The 18,968-nt window shown below is 57.6% G+C and carries 13 protein-coding genes and 1 pseudogene; 1 reads left to right on the top strand and 13 read right to left on the bottom strand.

What is annotated here, in order from left to right; genetic code table 11:
* Positions 1-130: 130 nt before the first annotated feature.
* From PSH96_RS00875 to PSH96_RS00825, 11 genes and pseudogenes are all read right to left on the bottom strand, one after another.
* Entirely contained in the window at positions 131-799 is a 669-nt protein-coding gene (locus tag PSH96_RS00875; protein WP_305456961.1) for a hypothetical protein, read from the bottom strand.
* A 268-nt stretch (positions 800-1,067) separates the two neighbouring features.
* The gene (locus PSH96_RS00870) at positions 1,068-1,337 is read right to left on the bottom strand and encodes a hypothetical protein (protein ID WP_200431204.1); all 270 of its coding nucleotides are present in this window, start codon (positions 1,335-1,337) and stop codon (positions 1,068-1,070) included.
* A gap of 43 nt (positions 1,338-1,380) precedes the next feature.
* Entirely contained in the window at positions 1,381-1,800 is a 420-nt protein-coding gene (locus PSH96_RS00865) for a hypothetical protein (RefSeq protein WP_305456959.1), read from the bottom strand.
* On the bottom strand, positions 1,797-2,000 hold the full coding sequence (locus PSH96_RS00860) for a hypothetical protein (RefSeq protein WP_305456957.1): 204 nt from the start codon (positions 1,998-2,000) through the stop codon (positions 1,797-1,799). Before PSH96_RS00860 ends, PSH96_RS00865 begins: the two co-directional genes overlap by 4 nt.
* Before the next feature lie 80 nt (positions 2,001-2,080).
* Positions 2,081-2,305, bottom strand: a pseudogene (locus tag PSH96_RS00855) (IS4 family transposase); the annotation flags it as partial.
* Positions 2,306-2,502: 197 nt separating this feature from the next.
* A complete protein-coding gene (locus PSH96_RS00850; protein WP_305456955.1) occupies positions 2,503-2,787 on the bottom strand; it encodes a hypothetical protein in 285 nt (94 codons plus the stop codon).
* Positions 2,787-2,987 (bottom strand): hypothetical protein, encoded by a 201-nt coding sequence (locus PSH96_RS00845; protein WP_305456953.1) that lies wholly within the window; start codon positions 2,985-2,987, stop codon positions 2,787-2,789. Before PSH96_RS00845 ends, PSH96_RS00850 begins: the two co-directional genes overlap by 1 nt.
* A gap of 93 nt (positions 2,988-3,080) precedes the next feature.
* Entirely contained in the window at positions 3,081-3,779 is a 699-nt protein-coding gene (locus tag PSH96_RS00840) for a transposase (protein ID WP_305456951.1), read from the bottom strand.
* A 150-nt stretch (positions 3,780-3,929) separates the two neighbouring features.
* Positions 3,930-4,526 carry an imm11 family protein gene (locus tag PSH96_RS00835; RefSeq protein WP_305456950.1) on the bottom strand — a complete coding sequence of 199 codons (597 nt, stop codon included), beginning with the start codon at positions 4,524-4,526 and terminating at the stop codon, positions 3,930-3,932.
* A 1-nt stretch (position 4,527) separates the two neighbouring features.
* On the bottom strand, positions 4,528-14,937 hold the full coding sequence (locus tag PSH96_RS00830) for a hemagglutinin repeat-containing protein (RefSeq protein ID WP_305456948.1): 10,410 nt from the start codon (positions 14,935-14,937) through the stop codon (positions 4,528-4,530).
* Positions 14,938-14,968: 31 nt separating this feature from the next.
* Positions 14,969-16,693: a ShlB/FhaC/HecB family hemolysin secretion/activation protein gene (locus tag PSH96_RS00825; RefSeq protein ID WP_305456947.1), complete on the bottom strand. Its 1,725-nt coding sequence runs from the start codon at positions 16,691-16,693 to the stop codon at positions 14,969-14,971.
* Here PSH96_RS00825 and PSH96_RS00820 point away from each other — a divergent pair.
* A complete protein-coding gene (locus tag PSH96_RS00820) occupies positions 16,647-16,808 on the top strand; it encodes a hypothetical protein (RefSeq protein ID WP_305460207.1) in 162 nt (53 codons plus the stop codon). The two genes, PSH96_RS00825 and PSH96_RS00820, sit on opposite strands and share 47 nt — an antisense overlap.
* Positions 16,809-17,142: 334 nt before the next feature.
* On the opposite strand, the gene pgaD is transcribed toward PSH96_RS00820, so the two are convergent.
* Together pgaD and pgaC are read right to left on the bottom strand one after the other, a co-directional pair.
* Positions 17,143-17,625: a poly-beta-1,6-N-acetyl-D-glucosamine biosynthesis protein PgaD gene (gene pgaD, locus PSH96_RS00815; protein WP_058422552.1), complete on the bottom strand. Its 483-nt coding sequence runs from the start codon at positions 17,623-17,625 to the stop codon at positions 17,143-17,145.
* Between the two features lie 2 nt (positions 17,626-17,627).
* Positions 17,628-18,968, bottom strand: a complete 1,341-nt coding sequence (gene pgaC / locus PSH96_RS00810) for a poly-beta-1,6-N-acetyl-D-glucosamine synthase (RefSeq protein WP_305456944.1) — start codon at positions 18,966-18,968, stop codon at positions 17,628-17,630.

Genomic DNA, 18,968 nt, shown 5'->3' with positions numbered 1-18,968 from the left:
AAAGGATAGGAGGCAGACCACTATTTATACGTGTATTAAAAATACCGTGGCCTGGCCCCCTGCAACAAGTCGTCATTGTTGGGAGTGCGCCAGTTGGCCCCGGATCTTCTGGACCTAACTCCCCCTCGCATCACCCAACCAAAAGTTCTTTTAATCGCTCTCCAGCAGTAGCTATCTCGCTGGTGGTCAGCGGCGTATAGCTAACAACAATCAACACACCTCCGGCCAATTCCGAGGTCACCTCAACGTGCCCCTTGAGACAGTTAATAATCTGTTGAGGGCTTTTCCCAAATGCACGAAGGCATAATTTCTCATCAAAATAATTAGCCGCATTTATACGAAAAACACCCTCTCTCCCGTTAACATCTTTTTTTGTAGCATCGCATGCAGCTACTACTGCCGGCCAGTCGCTTCTAGTGACAGACCAATCATGCAGTGCAGCTCTATAGGCACCAAAAGCCTCTACGTACGCAGGGAAAATTCTTTTCAATAAGTCCAAATAATCAATTTTAGCATTCGAAAACTCAATGAATAGAGAGTCATCAAATTGAGCATCCTCTTCTAGATATTTCTCACTTCTAAGAGAATATGCTATTCGACCTTTTATTCCCTTTGGAAGGAATTTATCTAAAGAAACAGAAACAACAAGCTCGCCTTCAATATGGGGAACATCTACAGCACCAGCCAAATCCCATGGCGCACCTAAGCCGGACAACCTTTCGAGAAAATTTTCGTGTCGTTTTTCAATAGACTCTGAAAATTTTGGCCTATGACGAAATTCAAGCTTATGCGTAGCCATTAGGGTGCAACCCTCACAGTAATGTTTCTGATATTTTGCTCAATCAAAATATCAGTTGCTCTCTCAGCCGCTTTTTGACTTGGAAATTCAAAAACGGCCTTGATACCGGAATTTTGTTTCAACGCACTCGATGAAAATAGGGGGGCAGTCCACTATTCTTCTCAAAAAACAAATAACATTTTTAAGGAGCAACTCAGCTGAACTCTAAAAACAAAACCCTAAACCGTGATCTGACCCCTATTTCACCCCTATTTTATCTTTTCTCTACTCAACGGCAAATTAGATACAGCTTAGAGCGCAACTCATCAAATCTGTCATTCTCTGCCTTTAGAAGTTTACCATCGTGATAAAGCACAATATCGCTTAAGGAACCACAACCACCATACATCCTTAGTACCGCACTATATAAAACAGTCGCTTCAGACTCACTATAGCTACCGACTCGCCGCAGGCCTTCGGCCCAGTCCCGAATTCCCGCCATATCGAGCAAGGTAGCCATCTCCTCAAGAACCAGTACAGCACTCTCATAGTTATTCATTTTACGGCCTCACGTCCAAAACCTTTACTCCTTCAATCGCCCCCTATTTCCTCCCGGCGCAAATCTGCTCCCAGCCTTTCACGATGGTGCCGGTGTACTTGCCACAGGTCGCCCCTTCCAAATTCGCGTCGAGCGCGTCGCGCTCAGGCGCAAGCCATACCGCGTCGGCCAAGTACACCGCGCCCGCTGCCAGCAGCAGAACCACGGCCACACGCGTCACCATGTAGCGCGCCGTGGCCCGAGGCGTGCGCAAGCGCTCGAACACAAATGCGAACAGCAGCCCAATGCCACACATCAGGAAACCGCCCAGCGCCGCTCCGAAAGCGCCGGCGGTAGAGCTGTCGAAGGAGCCCCACGCCAACATACAAATGCTGGCGCTGACGAACATCAGCAGCAGGCACAACCCCTGCACCAACCGCCATCCGACTACCGCTAAACCTGCCATCTGAACCTCACGTGTCATGGGAACCTCGTACCTATATGCGCTGGCTCATTTAAAAAAACGTGGTCTGACCCCAATATCTCCCGATTCCCATCCACAGCAATTTGAGCTTTAGGATATTTAGAGTTCATGAGCGTAACTGAGGTACCACGATCATCTATTTTTATTTTTCTAATTTTATCTGCTGTATCAATAAAATCCTCTACTTCCAGAATGGTCATCGGTTCTGCATTGAAAAGGGGACAGATTTATTTCCTTAACAACGGACTCGGAAAATCAAATAAATCTGTCCCCTTATTCCGGCCTTCTGACAAGAACGGTCGGCATTCATGGCCTGAGCCAGAAACATCGACAGTTTTTCAGTCGGCGGGAACAAGCGTTGACGATGCTTGGGAATCACTGACTCGGCACGCTGTAGCAGCGCCGGATCGGCTAACAGCTTAAAGAATGCATGGGCGTTGCTGTTTTTGGCGTGCTGCTGAATGCGCTGCTGTTGATGCCTGACGATTTGACGTCTACGATTCACGCGGGCTGTCCTTGTTCGAGTGGTGTGTGTTCGCAACTATCACCGTAGACCAAGGACGGCCTTTTTTCATTTTTCTGTAGTCATATCAGCTGGTTAGCCGTTAAGGATGTGCCATTCGGGTCTGACCCCTATTCCCTCTTTCCTGCTGCCTCTTTTCTTTTCCTTTTCTGACACCACTACTCTTCGTAAATGTCACGTTATGGATATATGCCGCCCCGCTCAAGTTCAGCGAAAAAATACTCCATACCTTCCCGTATGCTGTCTGTGTCTTTTCTTATTACGACATTGTTACCTGTGGACATGTTTAAAATAAAAGTATAAATGTTACGTTCTCTTTCACCATCAACCTTAAAGATGAAAAAACCCTTATTCTTCATCGCCACCAACTCTAGTACTTGAACAAACTCCTCTAGCCCGACGCTATTCATACCTGACGAACCAAAACGAGCCGCATACTTTTCAGAAAGCTCATTGAAAGACATTAATCCAACCCTCTTAATGCTTTTGAAATATCCTGAACATTAGTTAGCTTACCCGTCGTAACCTTATCAACAACATTCCAAATAATTTGTTTTGGCGGACCATCCACGCCGTTTTTTATAATCAACTGCTCAACCACCTCAACAGCAGTCCGCTTGTTCCCATTATCAAACAGATGCCCGCCTGCAATATCCCTGATCATTGATCCAGCCTTATTATAAAAACCATCATAATTTGCAGCATTTGCAATGGCCGTATCGACTTCTCTGAAAATAGGGGTCAGACCACTATTCTTCTATTCTTTTAACTCATACTTTTTTGGGCGTCCTGACATACCCTGCGAAACTCTTTTACCTAATGCGTGCGCGATCTCGGACGCAAACTTCTGATCGCCCAAAACATAATTACCGTTTGTAGAAGATCGGATTTGTTCTATCAGCCCAGGTGAAAGTCGATCATTGAATATAGACCGGTAAGCTTCGGCTCGTTGCGCGCTGCCGCTACCTAATTCGCTATAAACCGCATGCGGGCTTATAAAGCCTGACAGCTCGCCCTGTGCGTTTGCCCTATAGCTGGTCCAGCGATAGTCGCCCGGATGAATAACCATACCGGCTCTGACCGGGTTCATTTCGATATATCGATAGCAAGCTAAAACATAGTTGTCTTGTTGAACCAAACAGGAGCGGAAACGGCCTTCCCACAACGTGCCCGTTCGTTGATATGTTCGATTGACATATTGAACGTAGCGCTGCCCCACCCCCTTCATAAGCAGGCCAGCTCCCGCGCAGCAGGTGGGAGTCAACAACAAGTGAACATGATTTGTCATCAAGCACAATGCGTGAACTTTACAGCCATAAAATTCAGCAAGCATGGCTAATGTATCAATGTAAAAAATATAGTCTTCATCTGAGTAAAAACACGCAGACCGATTGTTTCCCCGTTGAATAATATGCAACGGGATATCCGGCAGTAAAACCCTAGGACGGCGAGCCATATAAACCCCTAACTGGATAAGAGCTAACAGCTTAGCCGTCCTTCAACAGGCCAACAGAGTGGAATAATTACAAAAAATAAATCATGTTTTTAAAGAGCAACTCTGCTGAACTCTAAAAAATAAAACCGTGGTCTGACCCCTATTTCCCCTTTATGCAACAGTAACCTTATCGCCATTAACCGACTCAAATACCGCCCCCACCACTCCTGCTGCCTCAAATCGAAGTTTCACATCTTCGCTCACTACAATCGCACCCAAATATTTTTTAATCCTAAAAATATGAAAATCACCTACTTTTGACTCATCTATGGCCAAATTATAAAACGCGCGGTATTGACCAGCCATGTCTGGGCGCACAGGATCATTCACTGAAAACTTTGTAAACCTTGAAGACTCTTCATCTACACAATCTATTTGTGTTTCTATGATCATTAGAAAATAATTTTGCGAAACGTGTTTCCCTTCGATATCAACGGGCTCGAAGACCACATTTTGATAAGGTTGATCGACTTCAGACAAACCTATGAGTGAATTTCGAGCTCTCTCACTCAGAACAGGAACACTCGCGTAGCCCGCTAGAGAATAATCAATTTCAACGCCGTCGAACCTGACATCGAGCGTATATCTGCCAGGCTCCATGAAATTAAGGGGTGGATTACTAAAGTTCCAATTATCCACATGCCTCACATCGCCGAGCACCCACTTTTCGGAAATAGAAAGATCCTGACGCAGCAAATAATATTTCATATCAATCCCTAGTCAGCCACTTATTAACTTCACTACCCACTATCACTGCTTCCTTTTTAATTCCATCCAACGTCTTTGTAACAGCCGATTTATAGGCTGGTGTTCCAGGCGCTAAGCCTTGAGTAGCCTGTTCCAAACTCCCATATACATACTGGTGATACTCTATGGGGTGCGGCCCTCTATGCCCTGGCACCGCAACTAAATTTTCAGTTGCTCGATTAATATTAAGATCTGCCCCATCAAAGAAGCGCTGATACTCCTTTGTCCAGGCGATCTGCCCATTCGCACCAGAAGTACATTTATTAGTACAAATATGATGTATCGGAATCGACTCATAGTTAACTGGTGCACTAACGTTGGTTCTTCCGCCCTCTAACGTGACATATCCCCCACTATTATCTCGGTACACGGGCTTACCATCGGCAGTATAACGCCCAGTTGAGTTGTACAAACCACCTCGGGGCCCTTCGACGGTGGCAGTGCCATCTGCGTTTCGAGTCAGGCGATATTCACTTGGTACCTTAAACTCAGGTGAAGGTAAAGCCAGCGGTCTGGTGGGCGATATTTCTCCTATCGTTTTTGCACCCTGAATCTCATTACTGGCGCTGCTAATCAGCTTCGATGCTTCGCTGATATCGCCCCTGTTCAGAGCTTTGCGTGCCATTTTCAAGGTGCCGGAAATAATCCGTTCACCTGGAATAAGTGATGCTGCTACCTCAAGGTAATCAAGTGCACTCTCAGCCTCCGCTACGCTTTTAACTGTGCCGACAACTGGTACAAAATTTGCGCCTTCTGACAGGGCACCTTTGAGCTCTTCACGCCGCTGAGTATACATCTTGACCGAGCACGCTTGGTCACTCATGCCAGCGCAGTTTTGCTCCTTGTAGTGTTGGTTTTCTGCTTTGACGCGGTCTTCAGCCTGCTGCTCAAGTGTCTTATGTGCGGCTAATGCTTCTGCAATATCACTGAGGGAGTTGTTCTCCACCGCATTGCTTCCCGCCTTTGCCCCAGTAACCGCACCGCCCAGATCACCACCAGCTATCCCCCCAGCCAACCCTGCTGCTAGACCCGAAAGTGCAACAACCGTCTCTCTCTCCTCCTCCGTCAACTCGATTGTCTTCTTGCCCGGATACAACTGATGGGCGATGAATTCACCCGTCGCAGCTCCCGCAGCTCCCGCTCCCGCAGAGTTGCCTTGCGCCTGCGCCACCACCGCACCCAATACGGCATGCGCCATGGTGTTGAGTACAGCGTTGTCTCCGGTGGTTTTCCTGATGACTTGCGCCATGTACGGCGCCGACGCGCCCGCAATAGCGGAACCGATATCGCCTCCCACCAACCCTTGCAATGCTGCTGTCACCGCCTGCGCTACACGTGGGTAATTGCCGCCGACCCCGTAGTCCGCCATGATCCGTTGATAAGCGTCAGTGGCAATCAGTTGTTTCTTGTAGGCATCGACGTCCTCTTTTTTGGCATCTTTTCCAGGGTCCTTGATGCCACGCTTATCAAGTTCAGCACGCGCCTCTTTATCAGCATCGATCTGGCCTTGGGTTCGAACGATGTCTACTGCCTGAGTACCAATATCCGCAATCAACTGCACCTGCCGCAGGCGCTTCTGCTCTTTTTCCTTATCAAAGATCGGGCTGATGCTGCCATTGGCGTGTTCAACATCGTGGCTCAGCGTTGCCACGTCCTGCTGCTGTTTGGCAGCGTCGCGGATGTCGAGGGTGCCGTTGGAAATGGCCGATGACGTGGTGCCGCTGTCACTGTCGCCATGATTGAACGCGATCAAGCTGCCGGAGGGCATATTGCTGATGAAGGCGTTCGCGCCGCTTGCGCCACTACTGACGCTGGCGCTCTGCAACTGGCTTGTGTAGTCGGCTTTATTCTTTAAAACGCTCCAGCCGAGGGTGCCGGTGCTCAGGCGGTTTTTGTCCGCTGTTGCAGTGCTGGCGATCACGCTGCCATCGAGTTGCGTGTGGTTGCCCACATCAATCTGATAGCCGCCCTTACCGCCGAACAGGCCGGTTTGCTCCTGCACACTCTTATAGTTGGAGTCGATCTTGCTCTTGCTGATGCTGAGCGAACCACTGCCCGTCATGGTGCCAAACGTGAAACTTGCGCCACCACTGACATCGGTTTGTTTGGACTTGTAGTCATCGGTGTCTTGCAGACTTTGCAGCGTAAGATCGCGGCCTACCGCGGCCTTGATCTGGTCTGCACTGACCTGCGCACCTTTGAGGACGGTGTCTCGCCCACTGATCAGGCTGACTTGCTTGCCCGCATCCAGCGTCGTTTCCGTCCAGGTTGTGCCATTGCCCTTTTCGCTGCCGGTGCCTTTATTCGCATTAGCAAAGATACTCAGGCCTGCACCACTGGAACCAAACCCGAGGCTAACGCCTACGGCCCCGCCGCCACTGCTGTTCTTGCCATCGAGTTTTTGTGTGTTGGCGGCGGCTTCCAGGCGGATATCACGCTCTGCTGCCAACAGCATTTCATTACCGGCCTGGAGCTTGCTGCCCTGAACGCGGATGTCTCCATCTGCGCCAGGCGTGCCGTTACCGGCGGCTACAATACTGAGGTTATTGCCACTGGTGAGGCTACTGCCTTGGCTTGCTGTCTGCTCCTGGGTCTGTTTGGAGCTGGATTTTTGCGAGCCAAGCGAGATGGCGATGCCGACAAATTCCCCGGCGTTAGCGCCGGTCATGCCGCCATCCTGCTGCGCCGCTTGCCACGCCTGCACCCCCGTCAAACCCGCCTTCACACCCTGCAGCGCCGAGAGGCGGCCGTCGTCCTCGTTCTTGGCTTGCTTGGCGGTCTTATAAGCGGAGTCCACCGCGCTACCCACGGTGCCGGACAACGCCAGGGTCAAACCACTGGTTTTGCTTTTGGAGGTCTGCTCGCTGCGGTTGTTGTTCTCGGAAGCCAGGATGCTGACATTTTGCCCAACCAGGCTGATGTCCTTACCAGCAACCACGTCAGAGCCGCGAATGGTCAGGTCTTTGCCAGCCTGAATATCCACGCTGCCCAGCACACTGCCGATGTTGCTGGCCCGGGTGGTTTCGGTGCTGCTGGTGAAGGTGTTCTGGTTGCTGCTTGAACCCAACGTAACGCCGATGCCACCGCTGCTCATCAAGCCCGATTTTTTGGTCGAGGACGAATGGCTTTGTTCAAAGGTTTCCGTCGCCCCATCAATCACCACATTGCGCCCGGCAATCAGGCTGGTGGCGTTGGTGGAAACCACGTCGCTGGCGGTAGTACCGATGTCACGGCCAGCACGCACGACCACGGTATCAGCGCTGATGGAAGAGCCCTGCTGGCTGATCTGGTTACTGCTGTCGATGCGCGTTTTCTGGCTGCTGGACAGCAACCCTTTGCTGGTTTTGGTTTTGCGGTAATAGCTGTAGTCGCTGTCTTGCGCGGCGTTCAGCGCCAGGTCATTGCCTGCGTACAGGTAGGCTTCCTTGCCGGCACTCGCACGGCTGGCGCTGACCACGAGGTCGTTGCCGGCACTGAGGGAGAGGTTCTCACCGGCAACCAGGGAGGTGCCCACTTGCTGGACGTGGTCTTCCTGGCTGGTGACCTTCTTGGAATTAAACGCCGAATGCTGTTCATTCGCCGCCGATGCCAGGTTCACATTGCCCTTGGCTACCAGCGCCAGATCACGCGTGGCATTCAACTGGCTGCCGATGGCGCTGATGTCCCGCGCAGCCACCACCTGGAAGTCACGCCCGGCCTCGATCACGGTGCCATATTGGGTAGCCGAGTTACTGCGCATCAGGGTGCTGACGGCATTGGCGTTGCGTTGTTCGGCGGTGGCCAGGCTTACATCACGCCCGGCTTGAACGCCCAAGTCGGCGCCGCTTTTGAAGGCGCCGCCGGTGCTGTTGACGTCGCGCCCGGCTTGCAGGGTGAGGGTGTTGGCGGCTTCGATGCGGGCGGCGTTGTCGACGAAGTCGGTGCGCTCGGTGCGGTAGCCGCTGCTGCTCTGGTGGCTGGTGACGGTGCGTTCGTTGAGCACATCGCCACTTACCGCGCGCACGCTGACGTCGCGCCCGGCGATGATGCCGCCGGCGCGGTTGGTGAGGTTGTTGCCGGCGAGCAGGTCGAGGCGGTTGCCCGCTTGCACGAGGCCGCTGTTGACCATGTTGCGCCCGGCGCTGGCGGCGAGGTTGTTGGTGGCGCGCAGGGTGCCGACGTTGTTGAGGTCGGTGCCGCTGACCAGGTTCAAGTCGCTGCCGGTGATGAGTGCGCCGTTGGGCGCCAGGCGGTTGTTGGCCTGGGCCAGGTAGAGCACGGGCACCAGCACTTGCTGGCCGGCGACAGTGGCGTTTTCCATCCACACGATGTCGTGGGTCAGGGCCGCCACTTGCTCGGCGGTGAGGCTCACGCCTACGGCCAGGTTTAGCGCCTGTTTGGTGCCGATGGCGTTGTCCATCAGGTACTTGAACATTGCTGTGTCGCTGGTCTGGCCATCGATGAAGCGCTGGCCGGTACGGGCGATCACGGCTTGCTGGATCAGGCGCTGTTCATACAGGCCGTCACCCAGGCGCTTTTGTGCCTGGTCCGGGTCGTAGCCCAATTTGGACAGCATGTAATCGGAGCTTAAGAACTGGCTGAGGTTGGTCAGCAACGGGTTGGTTTCGATCAGGTATTTCTGTGGGTTGGAGACGAACTGGCTGTCTGGCAGGCCTTGCACGCGGTTGATCACTACGCCGTCGGCCGAGGTGCCGCTGCCGGGCACGACCGGGCCGGTGACCGGCGTGCGGTCGACGCTGCCGCCGCCCAGGGTCCAGCCTTGCGGGCCGGTGCTGGCTGGCGCGCTGGCGCTTTGGCCACTGAGGCGGAACAGCCCGCCTTGGCCGCTGGGCAAGGTGAAACCGGGCAGGCTCAGCGGGTTGATCTGCTGTTGGGCCAGGTCCGGTGGCAGTTGCTGGTTGAGGGTGACGCGGGTGGAGTAACCGGCTGCGCCACTGGCACCGGTGGCGTCGGTGGTGGTTTTGGCGCCCGCACCGATGTAGCTATAGCCCAGGCGTACCACGCTGTTGTCGATACCGGCTTGGGCCTTGACGTCTACCGCGCCGCCCGCCTGAATCACGGCGGCGTAACGTTGGTCATCGCTGGCGATTTTGGTGACTTTGCCGAATTGGGTGCGCTCGCTCTCCATCATGCCGACGAAGCTGGCCACGGTGGCTTCCAGGCCGCCAAGGTCATTGGGGTTGTAGCCGGCGCTTTGGTACCAGTATTTGTTGGTGAGTGCGGCGGCGGCGCTGAACCAGGCGCCAGGGTGTTTGGTGCGCGTGGAAGTGAAGAGACGATAGGTTTCGGTCTCGCCGGTTTCGATGCCGGTGTTGACCAGGTTGTTCAGGCGCGCGGTGAAGTTACCGCCGGCCGCGATCGAGCTGCTGCTGTTGAGCAGGTCGCCGCCGGCCAGGGTCATGTTGCCGCCGGCGGTGATGCTCGAACCGGCACTGGCGGCGGTCACTTCCAGTTTGTCGCGTGTCACCAACTCCCACACGTAGTTGCGCGGGGTGCCGCCGGCTTTGCAGTCACCGGCGTTAACGTACTTGATGCACGTGCCTTCGGTGGCCGAGGCGGTGTAGACACCCGCATCGTTGACGTTGAGTACCGCCCGCTGGTTTTTGATCGAGTTGGCGGACAAGCTGAGGTTGCCGTCACTCTGGATCGTGGATGAGCTGTTGAGGATGCTGCTGGCCAGGCCGCCCTTGCCGTCACGGTCGACGCTGAGGTTGCCCAGGCTGTAGACGTCGGCGTAACTGTTGGTCAGCGCGTCCACACGCAGGCTCATGTCACCGCCGCTGAAGATCAGGCCGTGGTCATTGAGCAAGGCGCCGGTGGTGGCGACCAGTCGCTGGCCGCTGCCCAGGGTCGCGTAGTTGTTGAGTGTGCCGGCGTTGACCACCAGGTCGGTGGCGGCGGTGAGGCGCCCACGGTTGTTGAGTGTGCCGGCGATGTTGGCGGTGGTGACGCCGCCGGCAATGCTGGCCGTGTCGCTCAGGCTGGCCTGTGCGGCGCTGAGGTTGAGGTTGCCCAGGCTGCTGATGCGCCCGCTGCTGTTGAGCGCGCCGCTCAAGGTCAGGTCGAGCGCGCCGTCGCTGGCGATCAGGCCGTGGGTGGTCCAGTTGGCGCCATTGCCGATAAAACGCCGTGCGCCAAGCAGTTGGCCGGTGGCGGTCTGGTCGAGGCTGTCGACGTTAACGGTGAGTTGCCCGGCCTGGATCACGCTGCTGTTGGTCCAGTTGCCCTGGGTGATGGTCAGGTCGCCACGGGTGACCAGGCTGCCGCCCACGTCGTTGAGGTTGGCCGGGGCAATGCCGAAGTTGCCGGTGCCCACGTGCAGTACGTTGCCGCCCAGGTTCTGGAAGCTGCCGGCGTTGAGGGTCAGGTCGTTGTTGGCGGTTTCCACCACGCCGTTGCGGTTGTCGAGCAGGCCACCGATGGCGAATTCGGTGGTGCCCGCCGTGCCCAGCGCACGCAGGCGCCCGGTCTGGTTATCGAGGCTGGCCGCACGCACCTTCAGGGTGCTTTCGCTTTCGATGATGCCGAGGCGGTTATTGAGTGCGCCGCTGAGGTCCAGGTCGATTTGTTGGCCGGCAATCTGGCCGTCGTTGTCGCCACTGTTATCGAAGTCATGCCCGACCACGCGCATCAGGCCTTTGGCATACAGCCCGCCGTTGCGGTTGTCGAAGTTGCCGGTGGTGACCAGTGCGTTGCCGCCCTGTGCGGCGATGCGCCCGCCATAGTTGTCCACGCTGCCGGCTTGCAGGTTGAGGCTTTGCCCCTGCATCACGCCGCCCTGGCGGTTGTTGTTGAGGTCGTAACCGTTGCGCAGCACGCCGACCACTTGGGTTTGCAGTGCGGCCTTGAGGCTGGCGAGGGTGCCGCCACGGTTGTCTAGGCTGGCTGCGTTGACGCTGAGGTCACCGGCCTGGGCGATCAGTTTACCGCTCTGGTTATCCAGCGTGTCGGCCACGTTGGCGGTCATGCCGCCCTGGCTTTGCACGGTGCCTTTGCCATTGTCCAAGCGGTTGGCGGTGAGCGCGAGGTCGGCGTTCTGGCTGTAGATCAAGCCGTCGCTGCCGTTCTGTACCAGGCCGCTGGCGGTGAGGCTCAAGCGGTCGTTGGCAGCCAGGGTGCCACGGTTGCGGTTATTCAGGCCGCCGGTCAGCAGGGTCAACAGGCCTTGGCTGGCAATCTGGCCGCCCTGGTTGTTGATCTGCGCCGCGCGGCTGATCAGCAGCGGGCCGCCGCTGGCCAGCTTGCCGTTGGTGTTGGTCAGGGTCGCGAGCAGGTCGAGGGTGGTGGCGGTGCCGCCACTGATGCTGCCGGCGCTGTTGTCCAGGTTTTGCGTAGTCAGGCTCAGGGCCGCGCCGCTGTCGATCACGCCGCCCTGGGCGTTGTTCAGCAAGCCGCCGACGGTAAGCGTCTGCCCGGCCGCGCTGGAGAGGACGCCTTTGTTGCTGTTGTCCAGTTCGCCGGCATTAACGGTCAGCGCTTTCTGGCTCACCAGTGCCCCGCCCGCGCTGTTGAGCAGGTTGGCGGTCAGCGTGGCGTTAAGGTCGCCGTATCGGCTCGACAAGGTGCCGCCGTTGCGGTTGTCGAGGTTCACGCCGCTGACGGTGAGGCCCTGCCAGCCGGACATCAGGCCATTCTGGTTGATCAGGTTTTCGGCATTGAGCACCAGCAGGTTATTGCTGATCAGCTTGCCGTTGCTGTTGTTCAAGGTGCGGCCACTGAGGTTCAGGGTTTGCGCGCTGGAGAGTTCGCCTCCCTGGTTGCTGAGGTCACGCAGGTGGTTGATGGAGAGGTTGCCAGCGGTGGTGATCAGGCCACCCGCGTTGTTCAGGTCGCCGGTGGCGGTGCCGAAGTCCAGGGCAATCGCGCTGCCCAGCAGTGAGCCGTTCTGGTTGTCCAGCTCGGCGCTGTTGAGCGTCAAGGCGTTGCTCGCGTTGAGCAGGCCCTGGTCGCGGTTGGCGAGGCGGCCAGCCACGTTGAGTACGGTGTCGCCACGGCTGGTGAGCGTGCCACCGCTGTTGTCGAGGTCGGTGGCGTGGGCGTCAACCGAGGCGGCGGCAATCAGGCCTTTGACGTTGGCCAGGGCCTGGCCGATGCGCAGGGTCAGCGCGGCGTTGCTCAGCAGTTTGCCGCTGCTGTTATCGAGGTTGTCGGCGGTGAGTGTGAACGCCTGGCTGCTGGAGATTTCGCCGCCCTGGTTATGCACGTTCTTGAGGTTGTTGAGCATCAACAGCGGCGCGTTGATCAGGCCGTTCTGGTTGTTGAACTCGCCCCGGTTGAGGTCCAGGGTCAGGGCCTCTGCGCTGGTAATCTGGCCGCCTTGCTGGTTGTTGAGGTCGGCGGTGCTGATGTGCGCGGCCTGGCGCGCACTCAGGGTGCCGTTCTGGCTGTTGTCGATGCTTGCGGCGTTAAGGATAAGGCTGCCATCGGTGACCAGCCGCCCGCCTCGGTTATCCACTGCGCCGAGTGCGCTGAGCGTCAGCGGCCCGGCGCTGGAGAGCGTACCGCCGCCGTTGGCCAGCGTGCGCGCCGAGATACTCAGCAGCCCTTCGCTGCTGATCAAACCCTGGTTGCGGTTGAGCAGTTGGTCGACATTCAAACCTGCACCGGCGCCGGCAATCAGCAACCCGCCGTCGCTGTTATCCAGTTGCGTAGCGGTCACCACAACGCCCGAACGGCTGGACAGCTCGCCGTTGCGGTTGTCGATGTTGACGACGTTGGCCTGCACACCACCCACGCCTGCGACCAAGCCTTTTTGGCGGTTGTCGAGGCTATTACCGGCCACGCTCACTGTGCCTTGGCTGGTGACCAAACCGGCTTGGTTGTTGAGGCTGCCGACGTTGAGGCTGAGTGCATTGCCCGCTGTGATAAGGCCCGCGACGTTATCGAGGGTCGCGACCGTCAGCGCTGCAGTGTCGAGGCTTGAGAGCTCACCGCCCTGGTTATGCAGCTCACCGACGACGACGGTCAGCGGCCCGTTGCTGGTGACCAACCCAGCTTGGGTGTTCTGCAGGCGATCAGCGGTGATGGCCAGGCCGCCGTTGCTGAGAATGCGGCCTTTGTTCTGGTTGTCGACTGTGGCAGCGGTAATTTGGGTGTGTTGTTTGGCACCCAGTGTGCCGCCCTGGTTGTTCAACGCTTGGGCATCCACGCTCAACGCGCGGCTGGCAATCACACTGGCGCCGGTGTTGGTGACGGCCTTGCCGCGCAGGCTCACATCGCCCGTGGCGTTGCGGGTGTTGTCGGCGTTGACGCCGGCTTCGATGATGTCGGCGTTGGTCAGCGTGCCGCCGCTGGACAGCGCAATGCGGTCACGGGCGGCCAGGCTCTGGCGGTTAGTGAGGTCGCCCTGGGTGTTCACGTTAAGGGCGGTACCGGCATACACCGGCCCTTTGGCGTCCAGGCTTGCGGCGTTGATGTTGACCGCGCCGCTGGCGGCGGTTTGCGCCATGCTCAAATGCCCGCTGGCATCGAGTTGGATATCACCACCACTGGCCGCCAGCGTGCCGTCGAGCTTCACGCCCACACCAGCTTCGGTGCCCACCAGTTTGATTGCGCCGGCGTACATGCCGCCCAAGGCGCTGGAGTCGATGGCCAGCTCGGGTTTGGTGCTGCCTTCGTCGGCACGGGCGGTGGCTTTCAGGCTTTTGGCATCGACGTCGTTGCGCCCGGCGATAACGGCCAGTTCGCGAGCGTTGATTTGCGCGTTGATCTTGGCCGTGCGGGTAATGATTTCGAAGCGGTCGACGTTGCTGGCGTTCAGGCCTTCGCCGTCGATGGTCACGGCGCCGCCGTCCACCTGGTAGTGGTCCAGGCGACCGACGTTGTCCATCATCGGCTTGCCGGTGGTCAGGGTCACGTTGGGCGTGTTGATAAACCCGCAACCGCTGCACGTGATGCCGTAAGGGTTGGCGACGATAACCTTGGCTGACTGCCCCGCCACTTCGGTGTAACCGCGCAGCTGGCTCGGGCTGCCGCCGTTGACTTCGTTGAGGATAACGTTGGCCGCGCCGCCCTTGAGGTTGGGGTTGCCGACGATGTAACCGCCCAGTTGGGTGTTCTGCAGCGCGCCGGTGGCGTTGTTGAGGATCACGCCGTTGGGGCCGACGTTGTAATCCTTGAACTGGTTATGGGACAAGCCACTGCCGTTGGGCGTAGCGATGTTCACCACCGGCACGCCATTGCCGGCCTGGCCGACGCTGGTGGCCGGGTTGCTCACCACGATGCCTTCGGCCTGGGCCAGCAACGGCTGCCAGAACAGCGCGTTGGCCAGGATCAGCACCAAGCCGCGCTTGGGCAGGCCGAAGAACGCGTCTCGCGGCTTCAACGCAGCAGAAGGTTGGCGGGCCAGAAAGGCAAAGTGGCGAACATCCATGGTCAAATTCTCGTTGTAGCGGGGCGTTGAATTACAGGAAGAAATCCATGCGGAAGTAGATCGGCGCTTCACGCTCCGTCACCACTCCGGGTCTTTCTAACGAGTGGGCAAAGGTCACACTGGTGCTGACGTATTTGCCACGGGCGAACAGTTCCACGGAGTTGCTTGAAACGCGGCCGTGGAAGTCGCCGTTGTAACGGTCGTTGCGGATCACGCCCTGGTCGTAACCGAGGCTGGTGCCGTATTCGGCGAAGGCCGGGCGCAGCCATTCCAGGGTGACCGGGCGCGCCCAGCGCACTTCGTTGCGCCAGTAGCCGCCGCTGTCGCCGGACAGTTGCTGGTCCTTGAAACCGCGCACCGACGACGAGCCGCCGAGGCTGATGCGCTGCGGCGAGAACAGCACGTCTTCACTGCGTTGCCCAGTGGCCAGGCTGGTGAAGCTGAACGACTCGCCCCACAGGCGAAACGGCTGCAAATAGCTGACGGTGGCGGTGTATTTGCGGTAATCCGGGGTGGGCGTGAGGTTGCCGAACTGGTCGCGGTGCTGGTCGTCGCGCTGGGCGTCAAAGGCGCCGATGCCGTTCTGCACGCCCAGGTCGATGTTGACGAAGGCATTGCCGATGCGCCGGCCGTGGTTGATACCAAACTGCAACTCACTGAGGCGGTTGCTGCTGATTTCGAGCTGGGCGTCGTTGATGTAGTTGTTGGTGCGCAGGTGAGCCAGGCCGACGTTGAGCGAGGTTTTGCTCACGTCATCGCGGTGAATCACGCGCTCTGCGCGCAACTGGTGGTTCTGGTTGTCGCCCGACTGCTTGAATTTGAAGGTGTCGGTGTAACCCAGCGCGCGGTAATCGCTCTCGCTGTAGGTGTAAGTGAAGTTCCACCAGCCCCACGGCACGTTGTAGTAGAGCAGGGTGTTTTTCGAGGTTTTCTGGTGGTCGCTGATGGCATCGTGGCCACCGCGCAGCACCAGTTGATCGGCCAGGCCCAGCGGGCTGTCCCATTCCAGGCCGGCGCCCCACTGTTGCTCGCCGGTGCTGCGTTGCCCGTCGTTGTTGCGCGACAGGCTGGCGCGCCAGGGCTTTTGCGGGGTGTTCTTGACCACCACGTCGCTGCCGCCCACTTGCTTGCCGGGGGTCAGTTCCATTTGCGCCTGCTTGGACGGCAGCCGGTTGAGCTGGTCCACCAGTTGCTCGACCTCGCGCAGGTTCAGCGCCTCACCGACCTTGCCGGGAAAGGCCATGGCCAGTTCGCGCTCGGTGACGTTGCTGCCTTCGGCGCTGCGCACGGCTTCGAGTTTGCCTTCGACCACCAACACCTGCAGATGGCCGCTGGAGAGGTCTTGTTGCGGCAAGTAGGCGCGGCTGGTGACGCGGCCTTTGGCGATGTAATAGTCGGTGATGACTTTGAGCAGCTCATTGAGCTGCGAGACGCCCAGGCATTGGCCTATATAGGGTTTGAGCAGCAGCGTGCGGTCGCCGACAGGCAGGCTGTCGGCGCCTTTGAGTTCGATGTCTTTGATCGGGAAGCAGCGGGTGTCGGCAGGCGTGGCCGGCGCCTGGGGCTTGGCCTCTTTGCCGGGCAGGTCCTGAAGCTCTTGCAGGCGCCGGCTTTGCTCTTCGAGCAGGCGGTTCTGCCGATCGCGGATCAGGTCTTGATCCCCAGGCGTGGGGGCGGCGATGGCCGTGTTCAGGCTCAGGCAGGCGAGCATGAAAGTGCACAACAAATACCGAGTCCGTGGCGATAAAAAAGACATGTTCGATCCATCGATTATCAAGGGGCGGCAAACTACCATCGAACTAGCGCTGGCCCAAGAAACCGGGACAGTTGCACATTCGTACTTATTACATCCGCAACACTTTGATTATTAACAACAAAGAATTAACGAAAAGAGATAGCGGCGGTCGTTAGAACTTTTATTCCGACCAGCGGCAACTCTTTTGATAGTCATTCGGCAAACATTCGAGCAAATGCCATTATTTAGCCATCAACTACTTGCCGAGTTAGGTTAGTGCAGGAGAATGACGAAAAGTTCGCGGCTGTTTTGTGAGTTGGATCCCATTTATCGGCATTCCAGGCGACGCAGATGGAATGTGGGAGCTGGCTTGCCTGCGATGGCGGCGTGTCAGGTATTGATAGGTTGTTGGCCCACCGCTATCGCAGGCAAGCCAGCTCCCACCGGGGTCTTTGGTATCTTTGGATTTTCTAGCCGGCGTCTTGGCCTTTTTCCGCGCCGGGCACCAGGGTCAGGCCGGGGCGCTCCACATCGCGGGACACGTGGGACTTCACATCCTCCACACCGCCGTCTTCGTCGTTGTGGATCACCAATACACCCGGCTTGCGAAACTGCTCCAGGTGGCCGTCGCCCAAATTGAAACTCTCACTCAGGTGTTGGTCGCTCAGCGCATTGGCCTCGGCGCGACGCTGGGCGAATTTGCGCCCACGGCGTTGCTGATAGCGCGCCCAACTGATCAGGATCACCGCGTTGAACACGGCGATCCACAGGTAGATCTGCAAGGTATTGAGCGCCGCAAATATGGGCGCCTCGATACGCGGGCCGCCGTGGGTTTCCAACATGGCGCCGATACCACGCGCGAGCAGCCAGATCAGCCCGCCCCACGCCAGCAGCGTCAGCAGCACATCGATGATCCACATCACGGTGTTTTGGCGAGTTCTGACCAGTTTCATGATCACGCCTCCTCTTCACTGGGTTTGATGCCGCGGTCCGGGCTGACCCAGCGCGCACGTTTCTGATGCTGGTTGAACAGCACTTTGGGAAAACTGACCAGGGTGGTGAACAGGCTGACCAGCCAGAACACCATCGGGTACCACACGGTCCAGAACAGGGTTTTCCACAGGTCCTTTTCATAGCGCCGGTCGATCAGGATGCTCACCGCAAATTGCAGCAGGCACACCATCGCCAATACCAGGCCGGTAAAGGCCGGTGGCACCAGGGAATCCACGGCAATCGCCTGTGGCAGTACCACGAACTTGCCCACGCCCCAGAAGATCACCGAGAGCAGGAAGGTGAAGGCCCAGCCGGTGGACAGGCAGTACTCGAACAGCAGTGGCCACAGGTAGCGATGGCGCCATTGCCAGATGCCACGGATGTTCTTGAACAGCACCTCGGCACCGCCCTGGGCCCAGCGCAGGCGCTGTTTCCACAAGCCGCCAACGGTTTCGGGCATGAGGATCCAGCACAGGGCACGGGGCTCGTAGAAGATCGCCCAGTGGTCCAGTTGCAGCTTCCAACTCACGTCGATGTCTTCGGTGATCATGTCGGTGGACCAGTAGTCGATGCGGTCCAGCGCTTTCTTGCGAAACGCCACCACCACACCCGACACCGTGAATATCCGCCCGAACACGCGCTGGGTGCGCTTGATCAAGCCGATGATCGAGGAGAACTCGCCCACCTGCACACGGCCGATCAAGGTCGAACGCGTGCGGATGCGCGGGTTGCCGGTCACGGCGCCCAGGCGCGGGTTGTCGAGCATCGGCGCGACCATGTAGGCCGCTGCGTTTTTGTCGAGCAAGGCATCACCGTCGATGCACACCAGGTACTCACTGCGCGCCGCCACGGCACCCATGCGCAAGGCCACGGCCTTGCCCTGGTTTTGCGCCAGGTGCAACACGCGCAGGCGCGGGTTTTCCAAGGCCAGGGCATCGAGCACGGCGGCGGTGTTGTCGCTGGAACCGTCGTTGACCGCGATGACTTCAACGTTCGGGTACAGCTGGCCGAGTGCGGCATGAATAGTGTCGGCGGCGTTATCACCCTCGTTGTAGCAAGGGATGATGATCGAAATCAGCGGGTTGCCGGCCAGGGTCGGCGCCGGCGTGTCTTCCTTCCACGGCCAATGCCGCTCCCAGTGCAGCCAGAAGTACAGCCCGCCGGCGATCCACAACGCCGACATGAACAGCGGGTAGAAAAACACGAAGTCCATCAGGAATTGCCCGGTGACCAGGAAGATCAGGCCCAGGGGCACGCCCAGTACCAGCGCCAACACGAATAGAGCCAGGATTCTGTCAAACAT

Source organism: Pseudomonas sp. FP2338 (assembly GCF_030687515.1).
In the GTDB taxonomy this organism is placed as follows: domain Bacteria; phylum Pseudomonadota; class Gammaproteobacteria; order Pseudomonadales; family Pseudomonadaceae; genus Aquipseudomonas; species Aquipseudomonas salomonii.
The sequence above is the reverse complement of the archived record's forward strand: the minus strand, read 5'-3'. Positions and strand labels throughout refer to the sequence as shown.

Excerpts from the sequence above, each read along its gene's own strand:
- PSH96_RS00830 (WP_305456948.1), bottom strand. The coding sequence starts at position 14,937 with ATGGATGTTCGCCACTTTGCCTTTCTGGCCCGCCAACCTTCTGCTGCG.
- PSH96_RS00860 (WP_305456957.1), bottom strand. The coding sequence starts at position 2,000 with ATGACCATTCTGGAAGTAGAGGATTTTATTGATACAGCAGATAAAATT.
- PSH96_RS00865 (WP_305456959.1), bottom strand. The coding sequence starts at position 1,800 with ATGACACGTGAGGTTCAGATGGCAGGTTTAGCGGTAGTCGGATGGCGG.
- PSH96_RS00840 (WP_305456951.1), bottom strand. The coding sequence starts at position 3,779 with ATGGCTCGCCGTCCTAGGGTTTTACTGCCGGATATCCCGTTGCATATT.
- pgaD (WP_058422552.1), bottom strand. The coding sequence starts at position 17,625 with ATGAAACTGGTCAGAACTCGCCAAAACACCGTGATGTGGATCATCGAT.
- PSH96_RS00870 (WP_200431204.1), bottom strand. The coding sequence starts at position 1,337 with ATGAATAACTATGAGAGTGCTGTACTGGTTCTTGAGGAGATGGCTACC.
- PSH96_RS00850 (WP_305456955.1), bottom strand. The coding sequence starts at position 2,787 with ATGTCTTTCAATGAGCTTTCTGAAAAGTATGCGGCTCGTTTTGGTTCG.
- PSH96_RS00825 (WP_305456947.1), bottom strand. The coding sequence starts at position 16,693 with ATGTCTTTTTTATCGCCACGGACTCGGTATTTGTTGTGCACTTTCATG.
- PSH96_RS00820 (WP_305460207.1), top strand. The coding sequence starts at position 16,647 with ATGAAAGTGCACAACAAATACCGAGTCCGTGGCGATAAAAAAGACATG.
- PSH96_RS00835 (WP_305456950.1), bottom strand. The coding sequence starts at position 4,526 with ATGAAATATTATTTGCTGCGTCAGGATCTTTCTATTTCCGAAAAGTGG.
- PSH96_RS00875 (WP_305456961.1), bottom strand. The coding sequence starts at position 799 with ATGGCTACGCATAAGCTTGAATTTCGTCATAGGCCAAAATTTTCAGAG.
- pgaC (WP_305456944.1), bottom strand. The coding sequence starts at position 18,968 with ATGTTTGACAGAATCCTGGCTCTATTCGTGTTGGCGCTGGTACTGGGC.
- PSH96_RS00845 (WP_305456953.1), bottom strand. The coding sequence starts at position 2,987 with ATGATCAGGGATATTGCAGGCGGGCATCTGTTTGATAATGGGAACAAG.